General features: G+C 65.6%; 2 protein-coding genes. Both read left to right on the forward strand.

Features of this window, described 5'->3' with window-relative positions; genetic code table 11:
- A partial coding sequence (locus AC1D34_RS37925; protein ID WP_476827072.1) for an extracellular catalytic domain type 1 short-chain-length polyhydroxyalkanoate depolymerase occupies window positions 1-641 on the forward strand: 641 nt, incomplete at its 5' end.
- Between the two features lie 192 nt (window positions 642-833).
- Window positions 834-1,029 (forward strand): HupE/UreJ family protein (locus AC1D34_RS37930; RefSeq protein WP_476827073.1); only part of this gene is annotated, 196 nt, incomplete at its 3' end.

The following is a 1,029-nucleotide window of genomic DNA, read 5'->3' on the forward strand; positions in this document are numbered from 1 at the left end:
CCTATCCCCACCAACCGCGTTCGGCCAATGCCCAGGGCTGCTGGAACTGGTTCGATCCGCGTCATCAGCGGCGGGGGGCGGGAGAGCCCGCGGCTCTCGCGGGCCTGGCCCAGGAACTCGCTGCCGAGTTTGGCATCGATCGCGCGCGCGTCTTTGTCGCYGGCCTGTCTGCGGGCGGCGCGATGGCCGATGTGCTGTCCTCGACCTATCCCGATATCTTTGCCGCCGCCGGCATCCATTCCGGCCTTCCCCATGGCGCCGCAAGCGACGTCATGTCGGCCTTTGCGGCGATGAAGGGCAATGCGAAGCCGATATCCCGGGGGACGGGAAGCGGCGCCCGGCAGATCATCTTCCACGGTACGGCCGATGCCACCGTTCACCCCTCGAATGGCGAGACGCTGTTTGCTCGGGCTAGCGCCCGCAATGGCGCGCTGGGGGAGTTGACGACCGATGCCGTCGTCAACGGCCGGCATGTCACCCGCACGCTGGTCGGACCCACCCATGGTCCGGCCACCACGGAATACTGGCTGGTCCAGGGAGCCGGTCATGCGTGGTCGGGCGGGGATGGGGCGGGAAGCTTCACCGATGTGTCGGGCCCCGATGCCTCGCGCGAGATGATCCGGTTCTTCCTGGAGACCTGACGGGATCGTCTCTCCTCGCATGCTGGGGGGGGCGGGAAAAGGAGCCTGATGTCAAAGTCGCTGGGGTAACGATCGTGCTTGCTACTGGCCCAAGGGACAGGTCGACAATCCTCGGGACGCCCCCTTAGTTTGGCCGGGCTTAGCCAAGGCAAGTCCAAGCCTACCCTTCCGTCCGGTTGAGGAGCATGTGCTTTGCGCCGTCTTGTTTTGTCTTCGCTCATTTTTGTGATCGGCTTGGCCGTGCCAGCCTTGGCGCACACGGAGGCGAGCGCCTTCGCTGGATTTGCCGAGGGCTTTCATCACCCCCTGACCGGACTCGACCACGTCGCAACGATGCTCGCGGTTGGTCTTTGGGGCGCTTACCTCAGTGGTCGGGCCATCTGGGTCC

The organism is Allobosea sp. P1_A7, from assembly GCF_056406775.1.